Here is a 19,879-nt window from a genome sequence, read left to right on the forward strand (position 1 = left end):
GTAGCAGTACGGGCACACGATGTCGGTCCAGATGTCGATCCTCACGACTCGACAACGTAGCGTTTCTCGAGATCCGCCCGCACGCCGGGACCACCGATGAGACGCTGTTGACGCCCGCGAACGGTCACGGACCGCGGCACATCGAATAGTTCCGTCACGATGGGGAGCGTGGGCCGGGCTGCGCGAGCCACCCGCATCAGGGCGAAGTTCAGCAACCCCGGCCAGTTCGTGTGGCACTGCCACATCGTCGAGCGCGAGGACAACGAGATGATGCGCCCCTCCCGGATCGGCCCGGCCCAGGAGGGTCAGCCGGGGTAGGGACGCCGAGGACCGGGGAGAAACCGGAGGCGACTCCACAGACGCCGGGCTTAGGTTGGCGTCATGCCCTCCACGTCGTCATCCTCCCGGGCCTGGCCGGCTCGGTGGTGGCACCTGTCGGGCACCGGGCTCTTCTTCGCCGGGGCGCTCTTCCTCATCTCGATGTCGCCCAGCCTCCTGCCTCGGACGTGGTACTACCAGGGCATCATCAGCGGCCTGTCGGCCGCGGCCGGCTACGGCCTCGGCGTCCTGGTCGCGTGGATCGTCCGCGGCGTCGCGCGGCTCATCGAGCTGCGCATCTCGGTCAGTCGGGAGACGGCGCAGTTTCTCCGCGTTGCGCTACCGGCCATCAGCGTCGTCGCCGTCATCGCCCTCACCGTCTCGAACGTCCGGGCCCAGGGGCGCACTGCTGAGTTCCTGCGGCTGAGTCCGCTGCGCCCTGTCGACTGGGTCGGCGCGATCGCCGTGGCGGTCGCCCTGGCGGCGCTGATCCTCGCGATCGCCCGCGGGCTTCGGCACGCCACCCACCGGCTCGCGGAGGCCGCCGGGCAGGTGCTGCCCCGGACCATCGCGTCGATCGTCGCGGTGGTCGTCGTCGCCACCGCGACCCTCTGGATCTCCGACAGCGTGCTCTTCCACCGGAGCATGCAGGCCATGGCAGCGATCGCCGCCCGGGTCGACGCCAAGCCACCCGCAGGCAGGTCGGCCCCCACGTCGCCTCTCATCTCGGGCGGACCCGGGTCGTTCGAGAGCTACCAGAGCCTCGGCTACCAGGGCCAGCTGTTCGTCACGAGCGCTCCGACGGCCGAGGAGATCGGCGCGGCAACCGGGCGAACTGCCGTTGACCCGATCCGGGTCTACGCGGGCCGGGGCGACGGGCGCACGATGGAGCAGGTCGCGGACGCGGTCCTCGCCGAGCTCAAGCGAACGGGCGCGTTCGAGCGCAAGGTTCTCGCCGTCATCACGACCACCGGTACGGGGTGGGTCGATGACTGGTCGGTCCAGGCGATCGAGTACCTGAGCAACGGGGACAGCGCTGTTGCGGCCATGCAGTACAGCTACGTGCCGAGCGCGGTGGCCCTGCTGAGCGACCGGGGCACGCCTCGTGAGGCAGGCAAGGTCCTCTTCGACAAGATCCATGCGGTGTGGTCGACGTTCCCCGAGGCCGACCGCCCCCAGCTCGTCGTGGGGGGCGAGTCGCTCGGTTCCTACGGTGGACAGGCGGCGTTCAAGGACAGCGACGACATGCTGCGAAAGGCCGAAGGCGGGGTCTGGGTCGGCACACCCAGCTTCACCGAGATCCACGCGGAACTCACCGCAGCCCGCACCCCCGGGAGCCCAGAGATCGCACCGGTCATCGACGACGGCAAGCACTTCCGCTTCGCGACCAACGCCGACGAGCTGACGCACGACTACTACGGGCGGGACTACGGCGAGTGGGCCTTCCCCCGGTATGTCTACGCGCAGCATCCCTCGGACCCCGTTGTCTGGTGGAATCCCGCCCTCCTCGGAGCCGAGCCGGACTGGCTGCGCGAGCCGCTCGGCCGCGACGTCAACCCCGACGTCACCTGGATCCCGTTCGTGACGTTCTGGCAGCTGACCACCGACATGGCCGTGGGCCACGACCCGGCGGACGGCTTCGGCCACCGCTACGGTGCCGAGCTCGTTCCTGCTTGGGGGGCGGTCCTCGGCGGGCTGCCGGGTCAGGACTATTCGCGCATCATCGCGGGTGTCACGAAGACGGTGCATCGCGCCAAATGAGACCATTCCGTATGCCGCTGAGCTCGCCTCCTGCGCCAAGCCGGCTCCCAGCCCTCCCGCTCGGCGCGGTGGCCGGGTGACCGCGCACCCGTCCGATGAGGCGACGCTGGCCCTGCACGGCGTGCGCGTCCTTGGCTACACCTCGGCGGCGAAGGTCGCCGAGCTGTACGCGCTCGCCGCGGACTCGACCACCGAGCACCTGCTTGATGCAGAGGCGCGCGGCTGGGCCCGGAAGACAAGCTTCGGTGGCGAGGAGGGCTGGTCCCTGACGGAGAGCGGCCGCGCGCACGGCGAGCGCCTGCTGACCGAGGAGCTCGATCGGGCCGGTTCCCGCGAAGAGATCCGCGAGGCACATGCCGCCTTCAGGCACCTGAACCGCGACCTGGGCCAGGTCATGACGCAGTGGCAGCTGCGACCCACGCGTCAGGACGCCCTGGCGCCGAACGACCATCGTGATGCCGGCTATGACGACGCCGTCGTCCGACGCCTGGGCCGGGTCGTCGACCAGACGCGCCCCATCACGGACCAGCTCGCGCAGGCACTGGACCGTCTCGGCGTTCACCAGCCGCGGATCGACCACGCGCTCAGGCGCATCGAGAACCTCGAGAACGCCTGGGTCGACTCACCGACGTTGCCCTCCCTCAACATCGTGTGGATCCAGCTGCACGAGGACCTGTTGGCGACACTGAACCTGCCTCGCGGAAGCGACTCAGTCTGACCGGGCGTAGCCGAAGCGGGCCAGGTAATGCCACACCCGTTTGAGTGCCTGCTCGTCGTAGCGGCCCGTCCGGCTCGCGTCGCCGATCAGGCGCGGGTTGAGGTGTTCGCCCTCGGCCAACCGCACACCCAGCTCGACGATCTCGGGTCCGCGATATCCGGCATGAGCGCGGAGCGTGTCCACCTCGAGGCAGTAGCCCGCGTGCCACTCAACGGCCAGTCCGAGGCCGTGCGCGTCCTGCTCGACAGGACCGCCGCGGAAGCAAGGGTCCAGGACGATCGCCTCGACGTCGGACCCGAGGTCGAGGACGCCGTGGACGTGGGCCTCGACATAGTCGTCGAGCGGATCCTGCTCTGCGGCTCCGGGGAAGAGTGCGGGGTGGGTGTCGGCGATCTCGGACAGTGCGTACCGGCTGGCCACACCGAAGTGCCCTGGCTCGAAGACGCTGTCGGGATAGCAGAAGGTGGTCCGCGCGAGCGTGTGCTGGGCCAGGCGCAGGTGAGCTGACCCGAACCGGGGAGCTCCGCCGAACGGCGCGCGGGAGCGGTTCAGCGCTCCGTACTTCGGTCGCAGGGCCGGCGCGGCGGCGTCGTATGCGCCTCCGAAGATCCGGCTCTCCCACTCCCACCGAGCTCCTCCGTGGTGGGCTGTGAGGCCTCCATTGCTCGTCCCGGTCTCGAACTGCGAGCGGTACCGGCCGTCCCGCGCCAGGGCCCGCAGGATCGGCACGTCCCCGATGAGACGGTCCGGGTGGAAGTTGAGCGTCACCCGGACGCCGTCCTCCAGTGGCGGGCCGAGGGATCGGGAGCGGACGTGGCTCAGGGCGAGGGCGATGGGATCGGGTTGACGATCGGCCACGCGTCAGCGTATCGACGCGAGCTCCTTCGCGTGGGACCAAGGTGTCCACGCCGCACCGAGCATGACCTCGAGCGCCGGACGATCGCTCGGCGGCAGATCCGGGCGCGTGGCCCACGTGGTCTCCGACCCAGCGCCACCCACTCGAGGTCGTCCGCACCAATCCAACCGCGGCTGGGATAGTGCGCACCCGGTGCCATTAACGCCACACTTATCCAGCCGCAGCTGGATAAGTGCGTGCAGCTCGCCTCACGTCCGACCATCGGCATGAGCGTGAAACATCGCCCTTTGACCGGCCGACGGCGGCCGCGAGTGCCAGGTCTCAGAATCCGTCGCTGGAGCCCGTACAAGGTCGCCGGCGCACGGAGTCGCCTGTCTCAGACTCGTGACCCCCTGACAGCCCCACCGAAGTTCCGGCTCTCCCACTCCCACCGAGCTCCTCCGTGGTGGGCCGTGGGGCCTCCATTGCTCGTCCCGGTCTCGAACTGCGAGCGATATCTCCCGTCCCGCGCCAACGCCCGCAGGATCGGCACGTCGCGGGAGAGACGGTCCGGGTGGAAGTTGAGGGTCACCCGGACACCGTCCGCCAACGGCTGGCCACGGGAGCGAGAGCGCACGTGGCTCAGGCAAGGATCACAGCATCCGGTTGACGGTCGGCCACCGCTTCACCGTACCGACGCGAGCTCCTTGGCATGGTGCGGGTCTACCGCCGCGCGTGCGGCGCGGAGCGCGTTCTCGAGGTCGGCGATGAGGTCGGCCGGGTGCTCCAGTCCAACGGAAAGGCGGAGCAGTCCGGCGTTGGGTCGTGCCTCGGGCGCGACAGGGCGGTGGGTCAGGGCGGCGGCATGCTGGATGAGGGTGTCGACGCCGCCGAGCGATACGGCGTGCGTGATGAGCCGGCAGGCCTCGGCGAAGGCGGCCGCGGCGGCGTAGCCACCGTCGAGCACGATTGCGAGCACCGACCCGGGACCAGCCATCTGCCTGCCCACCAGTGCGTCGGGGTCTCCGCCCGGAAGACCGGGGTAGGCGACGCGGGCCACGCCGTACTGCCGGTCGAGCCAGGCGGCGACGACCTGCGCGGTGTCCTGCTGGGCACGGACCCGCATCGGCAGGGTCTGCAGCCCGCGATGCAGCTGGTAGGCGGACATCGGGGCAAGCAGCCCTCCGGTGAGGGCTCGGACCTGGCGAAGCCGGATCGCCCACTCGTCGCTCGTCGCGACGACCCCGCCGAGTAGGTCGCCGTGCCCGCCAAGGAACTTCGTCGCCGAGTGGACGCTGAGCGCCGCCCCCAGGGACAGCGGCTGCTGCAGCACCGGCGTGGCAAACGTGTTGTCGACGAGCACCGGGACCTCGCCGGCCGCGGCGACCACGGCGGAGATGTCGACGAGCTCGAGCGAGGGGTTCGCCGGGGTCTCGACGACGACGAGGCCAGTGTCCGGTCGGATCGCGCCCCCGACCTCGGCCGCCGTCGCCCATGTCACCGTGGTGCCGACAAGTCCTGTGGCGAGCAGGTGGTCGGTGCCTCCGTAGAGCGGCCGCACGGCCACGACGTGGTGCCGGCCAGCTGCCACGGTGGCGACGAGGCACGCCGTGATCGCCGCCATACCCGAGGCGAAGGCGACGCCCGCCTCGGCTTCCTCCAACCCGGCCACGGCGCGCTCGAAACGGTCGACGTTGGGATTCCAGAGCCGCTGGTAGACGAGCGAGTCGCCGTCGCCGGGACGGCCTCCGGTCGCCATGCGTTCATACGCGGTGCCGCCGGACTCAACGGACGGCAGGGGGTAGGTGCTCGACTGGTCGAGGGGCGGAACGTGGACGCCGAGCGCGGTGAGGTCCTCACGGCCGGCGTGCACGGCGATCGTGTCGGGGTTCATGCCGCGATGCTCGTCGATTTCGTCAACTGGAGGCAAGCAAACCGTGGAATCCTCGACACTCCAGCCCATCGCCAGCGATCCTGCAGTCATGCCCCTCCATCGCCGCAGTGACTCGAAGAATCCACAGACGCCGTATCCGGCTCCGCCGCCACGGCCGCTCGACGCGACGGACCGCGCCCTTGTACAGGCCCTCCTCGACGACGGCCGAGTCTCGAACGCCGAGCTGGCCCGCCGGGTCGGCTTGCCGGAGTCGACGTGCTCCGGCCGAGTGCGAGCACTGCGGGAGTCGGGGGTGATCCGCGGCATCCACGCCGATGTCGATCACGCTGCCCTCGGGCAGCCCATGGAGGCGATCATCGCGCTCCGCTTCGCCGGGCATACGAGGACGTCGATGGACTCGTTCCGCGAGCGCATCGCTGCAGTCCCGGGTGTCATCGCAGCCTTCCACGTGGCGGGCGCCGATGACTTCCTCGTCCACGTGACGGCGCCGTCCAGCGACGATCTGCGCGACCTCGTCCTCGACCACCTCACCTCGGTCGAGGGCGTCGCTCACGCGCAGACGAGCCTCGTCTTCGAGCGGATCCCTGGGGTGCGCCAGCTCGGCTGACAATCCCGGACGCCCTGCGTCGAGGGTGCACTTGGCGTCGGGCGGTTACTGCACAGTCGACTGGGCGGGGGGAGGAGTGACGGGACGAGTCTCGCGTCGCGTGCGGGGGTCGGGGTGCGTCCAGCGAGGTGGTCCCGTCATTCGTCCCGGGCCGTATGCCGCTGGGCCCGGCCAGGCGTCGAGTGTGCACTTTCGCGTCGGGCGTTTACTGCACAGTCGACTGGGCGCTGGGACGAGTGACGGGACGAGTCTTGCGTCGCGTGCGGGGGTCGGGGTGCGTGCAGCGTGGTGGTCCCGTCACTTGTCCCGGGCCGTGTGCCACTGGGCCCATCCGGGCGTCGAGTGTGCACTTCGCGTCGGGCGGTTACTGCACAGTCGACTGGGCGCGGGGAGGAGTGACGGGACGAGTCTTGCGTCGCGTGCGGGGGTCGGGGTGCGTGCAGCGTGGTGGTCCGGTCACTCGTCCCGGGCCGTCTGCCGCTGGGCCCCCAGGCCGTCGAGTGTGCACTTCGCGCCGGGCGTTATTGCACACTCGACGGATGGGGGGTGGTGGGGTCCAGCTCAAAGAGCCGAACCGCGTTGTCGTGCAAGACTGCTCGGTTCCACTCGTCACCGAGCCCGAGGTCCAGCACCGAGTGCACCGCCTCCACGTAGCTGTGCGGGATGTTGGGGAAGTCGCTGCCGAAGAGGATCCGGTCCCCGAAGTCGGGCAGGCTGGCGATCGTCTCGGGCGCCATCGGCATCATCTCGTCGATGAACGGCGTGAAGGACATCGTCGTGTCGAGAAACACCCGGTCATGCGTCGCTGCGAGCTCGAGGAAGGCGTCGTACTCCGGCATGCCCATGTGGGCGATGATGAGTGGCAGCCGCGGATGGCGGGCGAGCACCCGACGGATCGGCTCGGGACCGGTGAAGCGCCCGGGCGCCGGCCCGGACCCACAGTGGATCACGGTAGGAACGCCGGCCTCGGACAGCACCCCCCAGACCGGGTCGAGGAGCGGGTCGGTCGGGTCGTAGTCACCGACCTGGACGTGTGCCTTGAAGACTCGCGCGCCACGGTCCAGCGCTGCTCGCACGTAGTCGGCAGCGTCGTCCTCGGGGTAGAAGGTCGCCGTGTGGAGGCACTCGGGCGTCCGCGCCGCGAAGTCGACCGCCCAGGCGTTGAGCCACGCGGCCATCCCGGGCTTGTGCGGGTAGAGCATCGAGGTGAAGCCCAGCACCCCGAGGTCACGCAGCCGCTGGACGCGCTCGTCCTCCGCGTGCCGGTACCGGATGGGCCAGTGCCGCCCGACGAGCGGCCCCGCCGAGTCGAAGTAGGCCCACACCTTGTCGAGGACGTTGCGCGGCATGAAATGGGTGTGGACGTCGACGATCCCCGGCAGTCCGAGCGAGCTCGCCACGGCCCGCACCGCCGCGGCCTCCTCCGAGTGGGCGATCAACTGGAGAAGAAGAGCCCGGACAGGCCCCGCTTGCGGTAGTGGTACCCGCCGCGGTTGCCCCATTGCGGGCCGCCGTACTGCGCCGGCGGCGGGTGGGCGATGAACTGGCTCTCGAGCTGGCTCAGGTGCTCGAACTCACCGAAGTCGAGGAACAGTCCGCGGCACGTGTCGCACTGCTCGACGTGGACGCCGTTGCGGTCGTAGGTGCGCATCGTGCCCTGGCACTTCGGGCAGGTGAAGTTCTGCGGCTGGTGGCCCGCCGCACCGGTGCGGTCCTGTCCGGGGAAGGGCGGTGGTTGCTGGCTCATATCCTCATCCTCACATCTGCCGGCATGCCGACAACAACGCGCTCGCCGTGAGGTCGCTGTGGAGGGGGCGGCTCAGCACGCGGACGGCTGCGATGTGGACCGCGCACCTCGCCGCCAGATCGAGCGAGGGCCAGGGGTCGCCGCTGCGTGGCACCGCGGGCCCCCCGGCGGCGCGGTAGCCGTCGAGGAACTCCGCCCACTCCCGGTCGCCGAGCAGGCCGGCCGCCCAGAACCCCGCGGGACGCGCCAGGTCCCACGCCGGGTCGCCGACGCCCACGTCGTCGAGGTCGAGGAGGCGCCAGCCGCCTTCCCAGCTGCCCACCTGACCGAGGTGGAAGTCGCCGTGGACGACCGAGTTCACCTGTGGCGCAGTTGATTCGGTGGTATGCCGCTGAGCTCGCTTCGTGGTGTCCGTGGCCTTGCGCACCTCCCGCAGCAGGCGCTCGCCCAGCTGGACGAGCAGCTCCCGGTCCGCCTCATCAGGCAGGTTCCGGGCGCGCACGACCGCACGACCCAGCCGATCGGACGGCACGTGCGCCGGGAGGGTGACCGGGGCGGGCAGGTTGTGCAGCCGGGCGAGCAGGGTGCCGACGTCAGGCCACGGGATCGTGTCGGCGACCCCGAGGACCGGGACCTCCGGCCAGGCGGTGACCAGCGAGCCGTCAGGCGCGGGCACGACCTCTGACGTCAGAGGCCGCACGAAAGCGGTGGTGAGGGCCGACTCGCACGCGGCCGTCAGCCGCGCAGTGAGCGCGGTCAGTTCGGTCCGCTCGTGGTGCAGCTTGAGGACGGCACCGCCGACGAACGCCAGCCGGGCACCCGAGGGCGTCGTGACCCAGCGGACCCGGGAAGCTCGCGTCGAAGGGAAGGCGAGCTCAGCGGCATACGCTCTCGCCCATGTGTCCACAAGAGGACGGTACGAAAAACCACCGTCCGGGTGCGATAGGGAGTAAGTCTGGTCCATGGACGTTGCGACCAGCCTGGTGCTCGGGCCGATGCTCCGGTACGCCGACGAGACGAGCGCGACGGTGTGGGTGGAGACGGCGAGCAGTTCGACAGTGGCGGTCGCCTGTGCTGGACGCAGCTGGGAGGCACCGACGTTCCGGGTCGGGGGGCACCACTACGCGCTCGTCGTCATCGAGGGCCTCGAGCCGGCTGCGACCCACGACTACGCCGTGTCCGTGGACGGGGAGCTGGTGTGGCCGCCGCCGGACAGCCCCTATCCGGCTCCGCACATCCGCACCATCGACCGGACGGAGCCGACGCGCCTGGCGTACGGCTCGTGCCGCACCGCCGTGCCGCACGACGAGGACGGGAACCGGAGCAACGGCGTCGACGCGCTGCGTGCCCTCGCGCTCGCCATCTCTGCTGGGAGGGCGGAGCAGCCGGACCTCATCGCCTTCCTCGGGGACCAGGTGTACGCGGACCTGACGTCCGACGCGATGCAGGAGTACATCAGCGAGCGCCGCAGCCTGGACGAGCCGCCGGGGGAGGAGATCAAGGACTACGAGGAGTACTCCCACCTCTATTGGCTCGCCTGGACCGATCCAGCGAACCGGTGGCTGCTGTCCACGGTGCCGAGCTGCATGATCTTCGACGACCACGACATCCGCGACGACTGGAACACCTCGTGGACCTGGCATGAGGAGATGAACCGGACCTCGTGGTGGAACGAGCGCCTCATCGGCGGCCTCACGTCGTACTGGGTCTACCAGCACATCGGCAACCTGTCGCCGGCCCAGCTGCGCGCCGACGAGGTCTATGCGCGCGTGCTGGCACACGCGGACGAGGGCGAGCTGGACCTCACTGACATCGTGAACGACCTGGCTCGCCGGGTGGACCGCCATCCCGAGGTCTATCGCTGGAGCTACGTCCGCGACTTCGGGGACAGCCGCCTCGTCGTGGTCGACTCCCGGGCCGCCCGCGTCCTCGAGCCGAAGCGGCGTTCGATGCTCGACCCCGACGAGATGGCCTGGCTCGACGACCAGCTGACCGGCGACGTCGACCATCTCCTCATCGGCACGTCCCTGCCGTTCCTGCTGCCCCCGGGGCTGCACGACCTCGAGGCGATCGACGAGGTGCTCGCCACGGGGGCCTTCTCGTCGGAGACCCTGTCGCGTCCCGTGTCCTATGTGGCCGAGCGCGTGCGGCAGTCGGTCGACCTCGAGCACTGGGCGGCGTTCAACGAGGGATTCGCCGAGGTCTTCGAGCTCGTCATGTCCGTGGCTCGCGGCGAGCGTGGCCGTCCTCCGGCGACGATCACGTTCCTGTCCGGCGACGTCCACAACTCCTATGTGGCGCAGGTCGAGGACGCTGGGCGCAACGGTGCCAAGTCGCTCATCGTCCAGGCCGTCTGCTCACCGATCCGCAACCCGATGCCGAGGGCGCTGCGCATCATGATGTCGGCCTTCGCGAAACGCCTTGTCCGGCCGATGCACTGGATCGCGAGCCGGTCAGACCGCATTCCCGATCCCGCCTACCCGTGGCGGGTCACGGACGGCCCGTGGTTCGACAACTGCATCGGCGAGCTTCGCGTCAGCGGGCCGGATCTCGAACTGACGTGGCGCAGGGGCGAGGTGCGGTCGGCGGACGCGGATCCGGTCCTGACGAACGTCGCCACCGTCCAGATCGCCGGATACCCGGCCCGGGAAGCGACTCCGGCCTGACCCTGCCGGACACCGCTCACTCGCCGTCGCCGGTGTGGCGCAGCTGCTCCCGGTAGACGACAGGGGTCAGGTACGGCCGGTTCTTCCGACGACGCCTGGCGCTGGTCTCCAGCTGCGTCCCGTCCCAGTTCACGCCGATCGTCGCCGCGGGGCGGCCGGTGAGGCGGTGGACGAGTCGTTCGATGACATTGCGGTTGTCGTCACCGTGGACGACCGTCCCGAGCGCGCCGTGAACCTTCATCATCCGCTCGTGTGCCTCGTGGATCCGTGGAGGGGCCTCGTCGTCGGGCGGCTCGGCCACGGCGGAGAGGTCGAGCATGACGCGGTCTCCGCGGTTGAACCGGACGAAGTCCGGCGGGGCGCCCGGCGGTTCCTGTGACTCCATGCCCTGAGTCTCGCAGGCGGTAATCCGGCGCATCGTCCACCGCCGGGTGAGAGGCTGGGGACACGACGGACGGGAGGTCACCCAGGATGGCGCGCTACCGCATCCCTCGACGGGTCAGCGCCGGTCTCGCGCTCGCGACTGCGGGCTGGGGACTGTGGACGGCCAGGTACTCCCTGCTCCACTGGGGTGCGACCCACGCCGAGCTGCAGGAGGCGCTTCCCGGCGACGAGCTCATCGCCGATGCGCGGCGAGTCGCGACCCGAGGCATCACGATCGACGCGCCGCCTGACACCGTCTGGCCGTGGATCGCCCAGCTGGGGCAGGGGCGCGGGGGCCTCTACAGCTACGACGGGTTGGAGAACCTCGCCGGGTGCGACATCCACAGTGTCGACCGGATCCTGCCCGAGCTGCAGACCATCGAGGTCGGCGGCGAGGTGCGACTGCACCCCAAGGTCGCGCTGACCGTGTGGGCAGTGGAGCCGGGCTCGCATCTCGTGCTCCGACCCGGCCCAGTCGGGCGGGGCGACGGCGACCTGGACGGAGCGCCCTTCGACTACACCTGGGCCTTCGTGCTCCGCCGGCATCCTGGCCGGAAGACCCGGCTGCTCGTGCGGGAGCGCTACGCACTCCTGCGTCCGGGCGCCGTCGCCATCGTCGAGCCCCTGGCCGTCGTCAGTGCGTTCATGGGGATCAAGCAGCTCCGGGGCATCCGCGACAGGGCGGCCCGGATCAGCGCGGATCGGTGAGCCGTCGCACGAGCGACTCCACGCCGTCGAGCAGGATCGTCAGTCCGAGCTCGACTGGATCCGCGTCGTTCTCCCCATCGCCGAACGCACCGGCCGCGAGCGCGGCAGTAATCAGGCTGAGCATGCCGATGATGGCCGTCTTCAAAGCTGCCGGACTGGCTGCGGGGCTTCGCCGAGCACCAGCCCGTCACGCCGGTCACCGAGACGCTCCGCGGCTTCATGCTGGGCACCTCGACGGACCAGCTCGGCGTCGCGGTCCTGTGGAGCGCTGGGATCCTGGTGGTGAGCGTGATCGCATCGGCCGTCGCCTTCCGGCACCGCACCCGGTAGACCAAGGTGGACACCGATCGCAAGGATGGGTCCGTGGGGACAGGAGAGCCCTCGGGCCTACAGATCGCCTGGCCGCTGTCTGATGGGCGGGTGACCATCCGGCCTGCTTCGGAGGCGGACGCCGAGGCGATCTTCGAGTACCAGCAGCGTCCGGAGGCCCAGAGGTACATCTCGCGCATCCCGGCCACCATCGAGGACGCTCGGGCCATGGTCGCGGAGCGGACGTCGGCACCGGACGGACTGATGTGCGCCATCCTGCTCGATGGTCCGGATGGTCAGGTGGTGGGGGACATCGGCGGTCGGCGTTACCTGCCCGGATCGCTCGGTCCGGAGCCGGAGGCGTGGGACTTCCGACTTGGTTACTCGGTTCACCCGGTGATGTGGGGCAAGGGCGTGGCCAGCGCCGCCGTCGGCCTGCTCGTGCCAGCGCTGCACGACCAGGCGGGGATTCGCCGGATCGTCGCGAAGGTGTTCGCTGACAACCGGGCGTCGATCCGGGTGCTCCTGAAGAACGGTTTCGAGCTCGAGGGCACCGAGCGCGCGAAGGTTCTCGGACGCGACGGCAACTGGCTCGACGACTGCACCCTTTCCCACCTGTCCTGAGCGCGCCCGCCGACACCGATGCCCCGGGAACAATCGCGGGCGGGGTAAAGTTGAGTCTGATGGACGCAAGATTTGCGAGCGTGGTTTTGACAACACGAAGCCGCGGGGAGCAGATTGAGCGCCGAACACAGACCAACCCGGCCCGTTGCGTGACGGAGCCCGCCCTTGGGAGCGAGCTCAGCGGCATACGGCCACATCTGGAAAACCAAGGAGATCACTCATGGCACGTGCGGTCGGAATCGACCTCGGTACCACCAACTCGGCCGTCTCCGTCCTCGAGGGCGGCGAGCCGACGATCATCGCGAACGCTGAGGGCGGCCGCACCACCCCGTCCGTCGTCGCGTTCAGCAAGAACGGCGAGGTGCTCGTCGGCGAGGTCGCCAAGCGCCAGGCCGTCACCAACGTCGACCGGACGATCCGGTCGGTCAAGCGCCACATGGGCACCGACTGGAGGACGCCGGAGATCGACGGCAAGACCTACACGGCGCAGGAGATCAGCGCCCGAATCCTCCAGAAGCTCAAGCGCGACGCCGAGTCCTACCTCGGCGAGACGGTGACCGACGCGGTCATCACCGTGCCGGCCTACTTCGAGGATCACCAGCGGCAGGCCACCAAGGAGGCCGGTGAGATCGCGGGCCTCAACGTCCTGCGCATCGTCAACGAGCCCACCGCGGCGGCGCTCGCCTACGGGCTCGACAAGGGCAAGGAGGACGAGCTCATCCTCGTCTTCGACCTCGGTGGCGGCACGTTCGACGTGTCCCTCCTCGAGGTCGGCAAGGACGCCGAGGACGGCTTCGCGACGATCCAGGTCCGGGCCACCAACGGCGACAACCACCTCGGTGGTGACGACTGGGACGAGGTCATCGTCCAGCACCTCATCACGCAGGTGAAGAACAAGACGGGCCAGGACCTGTCCAAGGACAAGATCGCGATGCAGCGCCTCCGTGACGAGGCCGAGCGCGCCAAGAAGGAGCTGTCGACCGCGACGTCGACGAACATCTCGGCGCAGTACATCTCGATGACGCCCGAGGGCCCGATCCACCTGGACGAGTCCCTGTCTCGCGCGCAGTTCGAGCAGATGACCAAGAGCCTGCTCGAGCGGACCAAGGCGCCGTTCCACCGCGTGATCGAGGACGCCGGCATCAAGGTGTCCGACATCGACCACGTGGTCCTCGTCGGCGGCTCGACCCGCATGCCCGCCGTGACCAACCTCGTCAAGGAGCTCGCCGGGCAGGAGCCCAACAAGGGCGTCAACCCGGACGAGGTCGTGGCCGTCGGTGCGTCGCTCCAGGCCGGTGTCCTCAAGGGCGAGCGCAAGGACGTCCTGCTCATCGACGTCACGCCGCTCTCGCTCGGCATCGAGACCAAGGGTGGCCTGTTCACCAAGCTCATCGAGCGCAACACCGCCATCCCCACGAAGCGCTCCGAGATCTTCACGACGGCCGACGACAACCAGCCCTCGGTGCTCATCCAGGTCTTCCAGGGCGAGCGCGAGATCGCGCAGCACAACAAGTCGCTCGGCACGTTCGAGCTGACCGGCATCGCGCCGGCGCCGCGCGGTGTGCCGAAGATCGAGGTCACCTTCGACATCGACGCCAACGGCATCGTCAACGTCTCCGCCAAGGACCAGGGCACTGGCAAGGAGCAGAAGATGACGATCACCGGCGGCTCGGCGCTCTCCAAGGAGGAGATCGACCGCATGGTCAAGGACGCCGAGGCGCACGCCGAGGAGGACCGCCAGCGTCGCGAGCAGGCCGAGGTCAAGAACCAGGCCGAGCAGCTCGTCTTCTCGACCGAGACCTTCCTCAAGGAGTCCGGCGACAAGGTGCCTGCCGACGTCAAGAAGCCGGTCGAGGACGCGCTCGCGGACCTCAAGGCAGCGGTTGCCGAGGGCTCGGAGGCCAGTGTCGAGGACGTCAAGGCGAAGATCGACGAGCTCAACACCAAGTCACAGGCCATGGGACAGGCGGTGTATGCCGCTGAGTCGGCGTCCGCTGCCTCCTCCGGTTCCGCTGGGGCTGAGGATGGCTCGGCTGGTGCCTCCGCCGGTGGGTCGGCTGGCCCGGGTGGCTCGGGTGGCTCGGGTGGCTCGGAGGACGACGACGTCGTCGACGCCGAGGTCATCGACGACGAGGACGTGAAGGACGCGAAGTGACGACCAGTGATCCCCAGGGTGCGATCCCCGAGGACCTGACCCCGGACGGCGCCGGCCCCGAGCCGGCCGGCGCCGAACAGGGCGCCGAACAGGGTGCCGGGGCTGCCGGTGGCAACGCCGGCACCCCGCCCCGGGGGGGTTCGCCCAAGCACAGGTACTACGAGGGCGGTGCCGGCGCGTCGGCCGAGCCGGGCGGCGAGGACGAGTACGACCACGCGCCCGACCGGGACAAGGCCCGATCGCCCCAACCCGAGGGCGCGGCCCTCGAAGAGGAGGACACCATGGCGGCGACGCTGCTCGCCGACCTGCAACGGCTCCAGGCGGAGTACGTCAACTACAAGAAGCGCGTCGACCGGGACCGTGACGTCATCCGGCACGCCGCTGTCGGCGGCGTCGTGGAGTCGCTCCTGCCCGTGCTCGACGACATCCACTCCGCCCGGGAGGCGGGCGCCCTCGAGGAGGGCCCGTTCGCGGCCATCGCCGAGAAGCTCGAGTCGATCCTCGGGCGCTTCGGCGTGGAGCGGCTGGGCGAGAAGGGCGAGGAGTTCGACCCGACGGTGCACGAGGCGCTCATGCACGTGGAGGCGGAGCTGCCCGAGGAGGCGACCAGCACCACCGTCGTGCAGGTGATCCAGCCCGGGTACCGGATCGGCGAGCGGCTCGTCCGGGCCGCCCGCGTGTCGGTGGCGGACCCCGCTTGACGGGCCCCGAGACGGGCAAGATGAGAGATACGGAGGTGCGCCATGGCTAGCCAGGACTGGTTCGAGAAGGACTTCTACGCGATCCTCGGCGTGCCCCAGGACGCGGATGCCGCGACGATCAAGAAGAAGTACCGCAAGCTCGCCCGCGATCTGCACCCCGACCACAACGTCGGTGACGCGAAGGCCGAGGAGCGGTTCAAGGAGATCGGCGAGGCCTACGCAGTCCTGTCCGACCCGGAGCAGCGGCGCGAGTACGACGCGATCCGGGCCATGTCCCACGGCGGTGCGCGGTTCGCGCCCGGCGGTGGGGGTGGCTTCGAGGACATCTTCGCGAACTTCGGCGGTGGCGGGGAGCGGGTCCGGTTCGGCACCGGCGGCGCCCAGCCGAACATCGAGGACCTGCTCGGCCAGATGTTCGGTGGCGCCGGCGCCGGCGCCGGCTTCCCCGGTGGCGGCGCCTATCCGGGCGGGTTCGGCTCCACGGCCGGGCCTCGCGCCGGCGTCGACGTCTCGGCCTCCACGAGGATCGGCTTCCGCGAGGCAGCCGAGGGGTCCACGGTCACCCTGTCGTCGCCGGAGCTCGGCCGCATCACGGCCCGGATCCCACCGGGTGTCAAGGACGGCCAGAAGATCAAGCTGCGCGGCAAGGGTCGCAAGGGTGACCCGGGCGCCCCGGCCGGCGACCTCATCCTCACGGTGTCGGTCGACAAGCACCCGGTCTTCGGCCGTGAGGGCGACAACCTGACCATCGACCTGCCCGTGACCTTTGCGGAGGCGGCGCTGGGCGCGACCGTGGCCGTCCCGACGCTCGACGGCGGGTCGGTCAAGGTCAAGATCGCGCCCGGCACGCCCAGTGGCCGGGTGCTCCGGCTCCGGGGCCGCGGGGTCAAGCGGGGTGACAAGGCGGGCGACCTGCTCGCCAAGGTGCAGGTCGTCGTGCCGCAACGCCTGACCGACGAGGCGCGTGAGGCCATCGAGACGATGGCCAAGGCGGAGGACGGCCAGGACCCCCGGGCCGACCTCTTCGAGCGAGCCCGGCTCTGACCCCACGGTGATCACGCAGACGAACGAATGAGATGAAGGTGGTGACGATGGCACGGACGAACCAGCACCCCATGGCGCCGGACGACGAGACCCCGGTCTTCGTCATCTCCGTCGCTGCCCAGCTCGCCGGCATGCACGCCCAGACGCTGCGGCAGTACGACCGGCTCGGGCTGGTGTCCCCCTCGCGCACCCAGGGCGGCGGTCGCCGCTACAGCGGGCGCGACGTCTCGCTCCTGCGCGAGATCCAGCGACTCTCCCAGGAGGGGGTGTCCCTCGCCGGCATCCAGCGCATCCTCGACCTCGAGAACCAGGTGGAGGCCCTCCGGGCCCGAGTCGGGGAACTGGTCACGGAGCTGGATGCCGCGCGATCGCTCGAGGTGGCCCGTTCGGGCGAGCGGGTCTTCGCGGCGGGCCCCCGCGGGGACGTGGTCGCGGTCCGTCCGGGACAGCGGCCGAAGCGCACCTTCGCCTCCCAGGCGCTCGTCGTCTGGCGCCCGCAGCGCTGACTGCGTTCGAGGTAGCCGCCGGTTCCAGGTATTCGGTTCGAGGTTAGAGGTCGCCCTCGAGAGCGACCTCCAACCTCGAACCGGCGGCTATGGCACCAAGGCGAAGCGTAAGGTCGATGATGCTGGCAGTGAGCTCAGCGGCATACGGCATCTCCCGCGGTTAAAGTTGAGCGGAATACACGCAACTTTCATGAGGTTGGAACCGACGTACGCCGCCCCCTCACAGGAGAACGCATGGATCTTCAGCTGACCACCAAGGCTCAGGAGGCCTTCGCCCAGGCCGCGACGACCGCCGCCGCGAAGCACCACCCCGCGATCGAGCCGGCGCACCTGCTGCTCGCGTTGGCGGCGCAGCAGGGCACGACGACCCCGGCGCTGCTCGAGAAGGCCGGGTCGTCCGTCGGTGCCGCCACGGCCGCCGCCGAGAAGGAGATGGCCGGCCTGCCACAGGTCAGCGGCGGCGCCCAGCAGCCCCAGCTGTCCCGGACCGCCGCGGCAGCGATCCAGCAGGCGCAGCAGTACATGACGGCGATGGGGGACTCCTACGTCTCCACTGACCACCTTCTCCTCGCGCTCGCTCGCACGGGCCAGTTCGGCCTCGACGCGGACGCCATCGAGCAGGCCATCCCCGAGCTGCGCGGCGGTCGCCCCGTGACGTCCGAGAACCCGGAGGGCAGCTACGAGGCGCTCGCCAAGTACGGCACCGACCTCACCGCCGCGGCCCGTGAGGGCAAGCTCGACCCCGTGATCGGCCGGGATGCCGAGATTCGGCGGGTCGTCCAGGTGCTCAGCCGGCGGACCAAGAACAACCCCGTCCTCATCGGCGAGCCCGGCGTCGGCAAGACGGCCGTCGTCGAGGGGCTCGCCCAGCGGATCGTCGCCGGCGACGTGCCGGAGAGCCTGCGGGACAAGACGCTCTACGCGCTCGACCTCGGCGCCATGCTCGCCGGGGCCAAGTACCGCGGTGAGTTCGAGGAGCGGCTCAAGGCCGTCCTCGACGAGATCAAGGCGTCCGACGGGCAGATCGTCACCTTCATCGACGAGCTGCACACGGTCGTCGGTGCGGGCGCCGGCGGCGAGGGCGCGATGGACGCCGGCAACATGCTCAAGCCGATGCTCGCCCGCGGCGAGCTGCGCCTCGTCGGCGCGACGACGCTCGACGAGTACCGCAAGCACATCGAGAAGGACGCGGCCCTCGAGCGCCGGTTCCAACAGGTCTTCGTCGGCGAGCCGTCCGTTGAGGACACCATCGCCATCCTCCGTGGCCTCAAGGAGCGCTACGAGGGACACCACAAGGTGACCATCGCCGACGCGGCCCTCGTCGCTGCGGCGAGCCTGTCCGACCGCTACATCACCGGCCGCAAGCTGCCCGACAAGGCCATCGACCTCATCGACGAGGCCGCGTCGCGACTGCGTATGGAGATCGACAGCTCCCCGATCGAGATCGACGAGCTCCGGCGAGCCGTCGACCGGCTCAAGATGGAGGAGTTCGCACTCGAGCAGGAGCACGACGAGGCCTCTCGAGAGCGGCTCGAGCGGCTGCGCAAGGACCTCGCCGACCGCTCCGAGGAGCTGGCCGCGCTCAACGCACGGTGGGACGCCGAGAAGTCCGGACTCAACGCCGTCGGCGACCTCAAGGCTCGCATCGACGACCTGCGCACGCAGGCGGACCGGCTCCAGCGCGACGGCGACCTCGCGGGCGCCTCCAAGATCCTCTACGGCGACATCCCGTCGCTCGAGAAGGAGCTCGCCGCGGCGCAGGAGCGCGAGGAGGCCGCGGTCCACGGCGCCGAGGCCCCGATGGTCAAGGAGGAGGTCGGCGCCGACGACATCGCCGACGTCATCTCGGCCTGGACCGGCATCCCCGCCGGCCGTCTGCTCGAGGGCGAGACGGAGAAGCTGCTGCACATGGAGCAGCACGTCGGGGCCCGGCTCATCGGCCAGACCGAGGCGGTGCGCGCGGTGTCCGATGCCGTGCGACGCACGCGGGCAGGCGTCTCGGACCCCGACCGGCCGACCGGGTCGTTCCTCTTCCTCGGCCCGACCGGTGTCGGCAAGACCGAGCTCGCCAAGTCGCTGGCCGACTTCCTCTTCGACGACGAGCGGGCCATGGTCCGGATCGACATGTCCGAGTACTCCGAGCGGCATGCGGTGGCGCGCCTCATCGGTGCACCTCCGGGCTACGTCGGGTACGAGGAGGGCGGCCAGCTCACCGAGGCGGTGCGTCGCCGGCCCTATTCGGTCGTGCTCCTCGACGAGGTCGAGAAGGCGCATCCGGAGACCTTCGACGTGCTCCTGCAGGTGCTCGACGACGGTCGGCTCACCGATGGTCAGGGCCGCACCGTCGACTTCCGCAACGTCATCCTCGTGATGACCTCCAACCTCGGGTCGCAGTACCTCGTCGACCCGCTGCTCTCGCCCGAACAGAAGCGCGAGGAGGTGCTTGGGCTCGTCCGCGCCGCGTTCAAGCCGGAGTTCCTCAACCGGCTCGACGAGATCGTCATCTTCGATGCCCTCAGCCAGGCCGAGCTGGCGGAGATCGTCGACCTGCAGGTGCGTTCCTTCGCGACACGGTTGGCCGACCGCCGAATCACCTTGGAGGTGAAGGACGCCGCCCGCAACTGGCTCGCCGAGCGCGGCTACGACCCCGCCTATGGCGCACGACCGTTGCGTCGCCTCGTCCAGCGGGAGATCGGCGACCGGCTCGCCCGGGCGCTGCTCGCCGGCGAGGTCCGCGACGGCCAGACGGTCACGGTTGACCTCGACCCGGCCGGGGAGTCCCTCACGTTGGGGTGAGTGCCACCTCAGTGAGTGCCGAACGCGCGGTATGTCGCGCGTTCGGCACTCCTGTCGTATGCCGCTC

The 19,879-nt window shown here is 70.0% G+C and carries 20 protein-coding genes; 12 read left to right on the forward strand and 8 right to left on the reverse strand.

Annotation, left to right across the window (positions count from 1 at the left end; all coding sequences use genetic code 11):
- Positions 1–168: 168 nt before the first annotated feature.
- From ABF401_RS02775 to ABF401_RS02785, 3 genes are all read left to right on the forward strand, one after another.
- Complete coding sequence (locus tag ABF401_RS02775; RefSeq protein WP_353508008.1) at positions 169–318, forward strand: multicopper oxidase domain-containing protein; 150 nt, start codon at positions 169–171, stop codon at positions 316–318.
- Positions 319–381: 63 nt separating this feature from the next.
- On the forward strand, positions 382–2,079 hold the full coding sequence (locus tag ABF401_RS02780) for an alpha/beta hydrolase (RefSeq protein ID WP_353508009.1): 1,698 nt from the start codon (positions 382–384) through the stop codon (positions 2,077–2,079).
- A 76-nt stretch (positions 2,080–2,155) separates the two neighbouring features.
- A complete protein-coding gene (locus ABF401_RS02785; protein ID WP_353508010.1) occupies positions 2,156–2,797 on the forward strand; it encodes a transcriptional regulator in 642 nt (213 codons plus the stop codon).
- On the opposite strand, the gene ABF401_RS02790 is transcribed toward ABF401_RS02785, so the two are convergent.
- From ABF401_RS02790 to ABF401_RS02800, 3 genes are all read right to left on the reverse strand, one after another.
- Positions 2,789–3,655 carry a DUF3626 domain-containing protein gene (locus ABF401_RS02790; RefSeq protein WP_353508011.1) on the reverse strand — a complete coding sequence of 289 codons (867 nt, stop codon included), beginning with the start codon at positions 3,653–3,655 and terminating at the stop codon, positions 2,789–2,791. The genes ABF401_RS02785 and ABF401_RS02790 overlap by 9 nt on opposite strands.
- A gap of 374 nt (positions 3,656–4,029) precedes the next feature.
- Entirely contained in the window at positions 4,030–4,269 is a 240-nt protein-coding gene (locus tag ABF401_RS02795) for a DUF3626 domain-containing protein (RefSeq protein ID WP_353508012.1), read from the reverse strand.
- Positions 4,270–4,317: 48 nt separating this feature from the next.
- The gene (locus tag ABF401_RS02800; protein ID WP_353508013.1) at positions 4,318–5,526 is read right to left on the reverse strand and encodes a trans-sulfuration enzyme family protein; all 1,209 of its coding nucleotides are present in this window, start codon (positions 5,524–5,526) and stop codon (positions 4,318–4,320) included.
- Positions 5,527–5,614: 88 nt separating this feature from the next.
- On the opposite strand from ABF401_RS02800, the gene ABF401_RS02805 reads away from it, so the two are divergent.
- Positions 5,615–6,133: an Lrp/AsnC family transcriptional regulator gene (locus ABF401_RS02805; RefSeq protein WP_353508014.1), complete on the forward strand. Its 519-nt coding sequence runs from the start codon at positions 5,615–5,617 to the stop codon at positions 6,131–6,133.
- 521 nt (positions 6,134–6,654) lie between these two features.
- Here the strand turns inward: ABF401_RS02805 and ABF401_RS02810 are convergent.
- From ABF401_RS02810 to ABF401_RS02820, 3 genes are read right to left on the reverse strand one after another with little or no spacing between them, the layout of a single operon-like run.
- Positions 6,655–7,572, reverse strand: a complete 918-nt coding sequence (locus ABF401_RS02810) for an amidohydrolase family protein (RefSeq protein WP_353508015.1) — start codon at positions 7,570–7,572, stop codon at positions 6,655–6,657.
- Complete coding sequence (locus tag ABF401_RS02815) at positions 7,569–7,880, reverse strand: TFIIB-type zinc ribbon-containing protein (RefSeq protein ID WP_353508016.1); 312 nt, start codon at positions 7,878–7,880, stop codon at positions 7,569–7,571. The genes ABF401_RS02810 and ABF401_RS02815 overlap by 4 nt, the downstream gene beginning before the upstream one ends.
- A gap of 10 nt (positions 7,881–7,890) precedes the next feature.
- The gene (locus ABF401_RS02820; protein WP_353508017.1) at positions 7,891–8,787 is read right to left on the reverse strand and encodes an aminoglycoside phosphotransferase family protein; all 897 of its coding nucleotides are present in this window, start codon (positions 8,785–8,787) and stop codon (positions 7,891–7,893) included.
- A gap of 55 nt (positions 8,788–8,842) precedes the next feature.
- On the opposite strand from ABF401_RS02820, the gene ABF401_RS02825 reads away from it, so the two are divergent.
- Positions 8,843–10,546, forward strand: coding sequence for an alkaline phosphatase D family protein (locus tag ABF401_RS02825; RefSeq protein WP_353508018.1), 1,704 nt, complete (start codon positions 8,843–8,845; stop codon positions 10,544–10,546).
- Positions 10,547–10,562: 16 nt separating this feature from the next.
- Here ABF401_RS02825 and ABF401_RS02830 read toward each other — a convergent pair whose 3' ends face one another.
- Complete coding sequence (locus tag ABF401_RS02830) at positions 10,563–10,931, reverse strand: hypothetical protein (protein ID WP_353508019.1); 369 nt, start codon at positions 10,929–10,931, stop codon at positions 10,563–10,565.
- An 86-nt stretch (positions 10,932–11,017) separates the two neighbouring features.
- Here ABF401_RS02830 and ABF401_RS02835 point away from each other — a divergent pair, with 86 nt between their 5' ends.
- Entirely contained in the window at positions 11,018–11,677 is a 660-nt protein-coding gene (locus tag ABF401_RS02835; RefSeq protein ID WP_353508020.1) for an SRPBCC family protein, read from the forward strand.
- Here the strand turns inward: ABF401_RS02835 and ABF401_RS02840 are convergent.
- The gene (locus ABF401_RS02840; RefSeq protein ID WP_353508021.1) at positions 11,661–11,801 is read right to left on the reverse strand and encodes a hypothetical protein; all 141 of its coding nucleotides are present in this window, start codon (positions 11,799–11,801) and stop codon (positions 11,661–11,663) included. The genes ABF401_RS02835 and ABF401_RS02840 overlap by 17 nt on opposite strands.
- 239 nt (positions 11,802–12,040) lie before the next feature.
- Here ABF401_RS02840 and ABF401_RS02845 point away from each other — a divergent pair, with 239 nt between their 5' ends.
- From ABF401_RS02845 to clpB, 6 genes are all read left to right on the forward strand, one after another.
- Positions 12,041–12,610, forward strand: coding sequence for a GNAT family N-acetyltransferase (locus ABF401_RS02845; RefSeq protein ID WP_353508022.1), 570 nt, complete (start codon positions 12,041–12,043; stop codon positions 12,608–12,610).
- 220 nt (positions 12,611–12,830) lie between these two features.
- Complete coding sequence (gene dnaK, locus ABF401_RS02850) at positions 12,831–14,765, forward strand: molecular chaperone DnaK (protein ID WP_353508023.1); 1,935 nt, start codon at positions 12,831–12,833, stop codon at positions 14,763–14,765.
- Positions 14,762–15,466: a nucleotide exchange factor GrpE gene (locus ABF401_RS02855; RefSeq protein ID WP_353508024.1), complete on the forward strand. Its 705-nt coding sequence runs from the start codon at positions 14,762–14,764 to the stop codon at positions 15,464–15,466. Before dnaK ends, ABF401_RS02855 begins: the two co-directional genes overlap by 4 nt.
- A gap of 42 nt (positions 15,467–15,508) precedes the next feature.
- Entirely contained in the window at positions 15,509–16,510 is a 1,002-nt protein-coding gene (locus ABF401_RS02860; protein WP_353508025.1) for a DnaJ C-terminal domain-containing protein, read from the forward strand.
- A 47-nt stretch (positions 16,511–16,557) separates the two neighbouring features.
- Positions 16,558–17,016 carry a heat shock protein transcriptional repressor HspR gene (locus ABF401_RS02865; protein WP_353508026.1) on the forward strand — a complete coding sequence of 153 codons (459 nt, stop codon included), beginning with the start codon at positions 16,558–16,560 and terminating at the stop codon, positions 17,014–17,016.
- 234 nt (positions 17,017–17,250) lie between these two features.
- A complete protein-coding gene (clpB, locus tag ABF401_RS02870) occupies positions 17,251–19,812 on the forward strand; it encodes an ATP-dependent chaperone ClpB (protein ID WP_353508027.1) in 2,562 nt (853 codons plus the stop codon).
- Positions 19,813–19,879 lie beyond the last annotated feature (67 nt).

Origin of the sequence: Intrasporangium sp. (assembly GCF_040414665.1) — a bacterium.
In the GTDB taxonomy this organism is placed as follows: domain Bacteria; phylum Actinomycetota; class Actinomycetes; order Actinomycetales; family Dermatophilaceae; genus Intrasporangium.

What these genes read in the sequence shown, in the direction of transcription:
- ABF401_RS02780 (WP_353508009.1), top strand. Translation starts at nt 382, where the DNA reads ATGCCCTCCACGTCGTCATCCTCCCGGGCCTGGCCGGCTCGGTGGTGG.
- ABF401_RS02800 (WP_353508013.1), bottom strand. Translation starts at nt 5,526, where the DNA reads ATGAACCCCGACACGATCGCCGTGCACGCCGGCCGTGAGGACCTCACC.
- ABF401_RS02805 (WP_353508014.1), top strand. Translation starts at nt 5,615, where the DNA reads ATGCCCCTCCATCGCCGCAGTGACTCGAAGAATCCACAGACGCCGTAT.
- ABF401_RS02815 (WP_353508016.1), bottom strand. Translation starts at nt 7,880, where the DNA reads ATGAGCCAGCAACCACCGCCCTTCCCCGGACAGGACCGCACCGGTGCG.
- ABF401_RS02825 (WP_353508018.1), top strand. Translation starts at nt 8,843, where the DNA reads ATGGACGTTGCGACCAGCCTGGTGCTCGGGCCGATGCTCCGGTACGCC.
- ABF401_RS02830 (WP_353508019.1), bottom strand. Translation starts at nt 10,931, where the DNA reads ATGGAGTCACAGGAACCGCCGGGCGCCCCGCCGGACTTCGTCCGGTTC.
- ABF401_RS02835 (WP_353508020.1), top strand. Translation starts at nt 11,018, where the DNA reads ATGGCGCGCTACCGCATCCCTCGACGGGTCAGCGCCGGTCTCGCGCTC.
- ABF401_RS02840 (WP_353508021.1), bottom strand. Translation starts at nt 11,801, where the DNA reads ATGCTCAGCCTGATTACTGCCGCGCTCGCGGCCGGTGCGTTCGGCGAT.
- dnaK (WP_353508023.1), top strand. Translation starts at nt 12,831, where the DNA reads ATGGCACGTGCGGTCGGAATCGACCTCGGTACCACCAACTCGGCCGTC.
- ABF401_RS02860 (WP_353508025.1), top strand. Translation starts at nt 15,509, where the DNA reads ATGGCTAGCCAGGACTGGTTCGAGAAGGACTTCTACGCGATCCTCGGC.
- ABF401_RS02865 (WP_353508026.1), top strand. Translation starts at nt 16,558, where the DNA reads ATGGCACGGACGAACCAGCACCCCATGGCGCCGGACGACGAGACCCCG.
- clpB (WP_353508027.1), top strand. Translation starts at nt 17,251, where the DNA reads ATGGATCTTCAGCTGACCACCAAGGCTCAGGAGGCCTTCGCCCAGGCC.